Source organism: Streptomyces sp. NH27, from assembly GCF_056859195.1.
Genome location: NZ_JACEGK010000576.1, coordinates 1 through 4,824, shown reverse-complemented (window position 1 = coordinate 4,824; position 4,824 = coordinate 1). Strand labels below are relative to the sequence as shown.

Annotated in this window: 4 protein-coding genes and 1 pseudogene; 2 read left to right on the top strand and 3 right to left on the bottom strand. The window is 71.0% G+C overall.

The features are described 5' to 3' along the window. Window positions 1-276: 276 nt before the first annotated feature. Window positions 277-1,449, top strand: coding sequence for an AAA family ATPase (locus tag AC13HU_RS32255; RefSeq protein WP_483045526.1), 1,173 nt, complete (start codon window positions 277-279; stop codon window positions 1,447-1,449). A gap of 124 nt (window positions 1,450-1,573) precedes the next feature. Here AC13HU_RS32255 and AC13HU_RS32250 read toward each other — a convergent pair whose 3' ends face one another. Then, window positions 1,574-1,894: an SCO4848 family membrane protein gene (locus AC13HU_RS32250; protein WP_483045525.1), complete on the bottom strand. Its 321-nt coding sequence runs from the start codon at window positions 1,892-1,894 to the stop codon at window positions 1,574-1,576. A 139-nt stretch (window positions 1,895-2,033) separates the two neighbouring features. On the opposite strand from AC13HU_RS32250, the gene AC13HU_RS32245 reads away from it, so the two are divergent. After that, window positions 2,034-3,506 carry a D-alanyl-D-alanine carboxypeptidase family protein gene (locus tag AC13HU_RS32245; RefSeq protein ID WP_483045524.1) on the top strand — a complete coding sequence of 491 codons (1,473 nt, stop codon included), beginning with the start codon at window positions 2,034-2,036 and terminating at the stop codon, window positions 3,504-3,506. A gap of 43 nt (window positions 3,507-3,549) precedes the next feature. On the opposite strand, the pseudogene AC13HU_RS32240 reads toward AC13HU_RS32245, so the two are convergent. Together AC13HU_RS32240 and AC13HU_RS32235 are read right to left on the bottom strand one after the other, a co-directional pair. Further along, window positions 3,550-4,323 (bottom strand): annotated as a pseudogene (locus AC13HU_RS32240) (YihY/virulence factor BrkB family protein); the annotation flags it as partial. Between the two features lie 38 nt (window positions 4,324-4,361). Then, window positions 4,362-4,824 (bottom strand): GtrA family protein (locus AC13HU_RS32235; RefSeq protein ID WP_483045523.1); only part of this gene is annotated, 463 nt, incomplete at its 5' end.

The window sequence follows — 4,824 nt, the reverse complement described above, 5'->3', positions numbered from 1 at the left end:
CCCCTCCACACCTGCGACGGCTGCGACCGCGCCTTCCGCACCCACGACCCCACCACCCGCTGCGCCGACTGCCGCACGGCCCCAACCGGGCCCCACACGGAAAGGGCCGCCTGATGACGCGCTGGGGTAGCTTGAGCCGTGTGACTGCCCAGAGCATCGAAGAGGTGCGGCTGACCGCCTTCAAGAGCTTCCGCGACCAGGTCCTCCCCCTTGCCCCGCTGACCACTCTCATCGGTCGCAACAGCAGCGGGAAGTCCAGCGCTCGACGGTCTCGAAGTGCTGTCCCGGCTCGCCCGGGGCGAGGACATCGCCGAGGCGCTGGAGAGCCGCCGCGGTCCGGAAGGCGCTGTCCGGGGCGGGCTGGCCGGATGTGTTCCGCACGGCTCCGACCGTTTCTCGCTCGGGTGCACTGTAGGGACGGAGCATGGACCGATCTGCCTCGACGTGACCGTCCAGGTCGAGCCCGAGGTGCAGATCATCGAGGAACGGCTGGCGGGGCCGACGCCCAAAGGACACCAGCCCGTTCTGGTCAGTGGCGAGGCGAATCCCCAGGTCGGCGACCTTTGGGCGACCTGGCACAACGGCAAGAAGGGCCGCGATCCGAACGTGCGGTTCCGTGGTTCCCGGCTTCTCACCTCCCAACTGCCCCTCCGGGTGGTACCGGAGACGGCAGGCGGTACGGACAGCGTGTGGTGCGCCGAGACGATGATCTCCACGCTCGAGGGCGTCTTCCACCTCGACCCCGTCCCCCACCTCATGCGCCAGTACGTCCCGTCACGTGACAGCAACCTGCGCCGTACCGCCGAGAACCTGTCGGCCGCGGTGGGGAACATCGAGCGCACGGACCAGCGCCTCTTCCGGCGCCTGGTGGAGTTGCTGCGCAGCCTGGCGGACCACGAGATCGAGACGCTCGCGGTCACCCGTTCCGAACTCGGCGACGTCATGATCGCGCTCAACGAGGGCACGCTCGGCCTCACACCGGCCCGCGAGATGAGCGACGGAATGCTTCGCTTCCTGGCCATCACCACCTCCCTCCTCACCGGCGGTGGCGGGCTCGACTTGGGGCCTTCGACCACCGAACGGGACGAACGCTCGCTGATGCTGGTGATCGAGGAACTGGAGAACGGTCTCCATCCGTCCCAGGCGTCCGAGGTACTCGAACTGGTCCGCCAGACCGGGACTGCAAGCAGAGCTCAAGTGCTCATCACCACGCACAGCCCGGCGCTGCTCTCCGCACTCGACGCCGAGGACCACGAGGGCGTGGTGGTCTGCTGGCGCGATCCTGATGAGGGGACCAGCCGTCTGACCCGGCTCACCGAACTCGACGGCTATCCCGCGGCCATGGCAGCGGGCTCACTCGGCGAGGTGGTCACGCGGGGACGCCTCGAAACCCGCCCGCGCCGCGATCGCGACTACACCGAGTTCGACCGGTTGCTGGGGATTGGGTGATGCGTGGCACGCAGGGTTGAGTTCGTCGACACTTCCGTCCTCTGCAATCTGCTGCTGTCCTGCTACGCGTGACCTCGCCGATGACCCGCCACTGACCCGTCGATCAGGGGTCAGCGGGCTCAGGTCAGCGGGCGGCCGGCTGCTCGGACGGCTGCTCGACGGCCGGCTCCTCCGTAACCGCGGGTTCGGGTGCCCCGTCCCGTTCGCGGCGCAGCGCCCGCAGGCCACGGATGCCGAGGACGCCGATCCCGGTGCCGAGGATCGTGGAGGTGATCGCGAGGGCGAGGTGGATCCAGAAGTACGCGGTCGGGTGGGAGTGGTCGCCGTGGTGGAAGGCGAGGCCGCTGGTGTCCTTCCAGAGGTTTTTCACAAAGGTCGTCCAGACGATCCAGGACCACACGCCGAAGGCGACCAGGAACCAGGAGACACGGCGACTGAGCTTCATACGTACCAGTATGGGTGGGGTGCGGGGAAGGACGGCGGGCGGGGTACGGAGGTTCCGGACGGCCTGCGTGCGAAGGGTCACGTGACGGGCTCGGGGCCCGGGGGCGCGGGAGGACGGCCCGGCCCGGTACGTTCTGCGGGTGGCCAAGACAGTGACCTCAGCTCTGAAAGCGTCCGCGGCGTCCCTGACCGCCCTCCTGCTGGGCGGAACCGTGCTGGCCGGCACCGCGCAGGCCGCGCCCGCCCAGCCGAAGACACCCAGCCCGCCGGCGGTGATGTCGAAGGTCGGCGGCGACCGGCTGAGCCTGCCGGGCACCCAGGTCAACGCGGGCGCGGGCGTGCCGGCGCTGCCGAAGGGCATCACCGCGCGCTCGTGGATCGTCACGGACGCCGAGACCGGCGACGTCCTCGCGGAGCACAACGCGCACTGGAAGCTCCCCCCGGCCAGCACCCTGAAGATGCTGCTGGCCGACATGCTGATACCGAAGCTGCCGGCGTCGACCGTGCACAAGGTGGTGCCCTCGGACCTGAAGGGCATGGGCGAGGGCAGCAGCCTGGTCGGGGTCAAGGAGAACCTGACCTACACCGTGAAGGACCTGTGGCTCGGGGTGTTCCTGCGCTCGGGCAACGACGCGGTGCACGTGCTGTCCGCGATGAACCACGGCGTCCCGGCGACCGTGGCCGACATGAACGCCGAGGCGCACGAACTCCAGGCCGACGACACGCACGTGGTCTCGCCGGACGGCTACGACATGCCCGGGCAGGCCAGCAGCGCGTACGACCTGACGCTGTTCGCGCGCGCCGGGCTACAGATCCCCGAGTTCCGTGAGTACTGCTCGACGGTCACCGCGCAGTTCCCCGGCGACTACAAGAAGGTCAAGCACCCCAAGAAGGGTCAGCCGGCCAAGACCCGGGAGTCCTTCCAGATCCAGAACACCGACCGCCTGCTCAGCGGTGACTACGACGTGAAGCCGTACCCGGGCATCGCCGGGGTGAAGAACGGCGACACGACGAACGCCGGTGCCACGTACACCGGGGTCGCGGAGCGCGGCGGGCGCAAGCTGCTGGTCACCGTGATGCATCCGGACCCGAAGTCGGGGCACAACGCGGTCTACCGCGAGGCGGCGTCGCTGCTGGACTGGGGCTTCAAGGCCGCACCGACGATCCAGCCGGTCGGCACTCTGGTGCCGCCGCTGAGCCAGCTGCCCCCGGCCAAGACGTCGAAGCAGCCGGCCACCGGGTCGGCCGGGCGGACCTCGGTGGCGGCGGCCACGTCGTCCTCGTCCTCGTCGTCGGCCCGCGGGCTGTGGACGGCGGCCGGGATCACCGCCGCGACCCTGGTGGTGCTCGCCGCGGTGATCATCGTCGTGCGGCGCCGCCGTCCGCTTCCGTCCGCGGTGGTTCCCAGCGGTGCGAGCCCGAGCGCGGGGCTGAATCTTCCGGGGCAGCGCCAGGGCCCGCGTCAGGGTCAGGAGCCGTCGCCGGATCAGGCGGCTCCCCCCGGTCAGCGGACGTCGCCGGAGCAGGCGCAGAAGCAGGCGCAGGGGCAAGGGACTTCGCCTGATCGTCCTGCGGGCCGCCGGCGTCGTCCCCGCTCCCCCCGGAAGCACTGACCCCGCCGCGCGGGGCCATCTCGCCGTACTGCGTCGCGGTCCACGCGGCGCAGTACAGCAGCAGCTTCGCCATGAAGTTGAACCACAGCAGCAGGGCGATGGGGGTGCCGAAGGCGCCGTAGATGTTCTTGCCCGCGACCCCCCGCAGGTAGCCGCTGAGCCCGATCTTGAGCGCCTCGAAGCCGACCGCCCCGATCAGGGCCGCCGTCGCGACGGCCCGGCGGGGCGGGTCCACGCCGGGCATCAGCGTCAGCAGGTAGACCAGGATGAGGAAGTCCGCGACGATCGCCAGCACGTATCCGACGACGGTGAGCAGCACGCGGCCCGGGCCGTGGTGGTCCAGACCGACCCGGTCGGCGGTCCAGTTGACCGCGGCGGTGGCGAAGCCGGAGGCGGTGAGCGAGACGAGGACGGCCGCGCCCAGGCCCAACAGGACGCCGCCGTCGGAGAGTTTGGCCTTGACCGGGTTGCGGTCCTCGTCGTCCTTGCGCCACACCGCGCGCAGGCAGCCGCGCAGCGAGCCGACCCAGCCGATACCGGTGAACACCAGGGCGGCCGCCGCCGTCAGGCCGATGGTGCCGGCGTTGGAGACCAGGCTGTTGATGTCGAGCTTGTCGGCGATACCGGGGATCTGCTGGGCGATCTTGTGCTCCAGCCTGTCCAGTTGGTGCTGCGACAAGGTGGCGGCGCCGACCGCGGCGACCACGGCGAGCAGCGGGAAGAGCGACAGGAAGCTGGTGAAGGTCATCGCCGCGGCCAGCCGCGACCAGTGCACGGTCTGGAGGTGCGCGAACGCCCGCCACGCGTGCGTGCGCATCGCCCTCGCGATGTGCGGGCCGATCCACGGCAACCGGGTCAACCAGTCCATGTGGGGCGGCTACCCTCCCCCGTGCCCTGCACGCCCGCGGGCTGCGCGGCTCCCCCGTCCGGGTGTTGCCCGCCGCGGCCGTCCGGGTGGGCGGCGGATCTGAACACCAGCGTCCGGGTGCCCCAGAACCGCAGCAAGGTGGCCAGCACCATCCCGACGCCGGCGCCGGAGACCACGTCGGCGCGCGCCGAGGTGCGGCCGAGGGCGTAGTGCGAGAAGCCCAGGCAGGCCAACTGCACCAGCGCCCCTGCGAGGTTCACCGCGAAGAAGGCGCCGTACCGCCGCGCCCGGCCGCCCCGGACCGGGCCGCGACCGCGGTAGGTGCCCAGCGCGTTGCCGAGGTACGCCACCGAGCAACCGGCCAGGAACGACAGCGCCTTCGCGGTCAGCGGCCCCATCCCGCCCGGCCCGCGCAGCCACACGAACAGCCCGAGGTCGGCGGCGTACGCG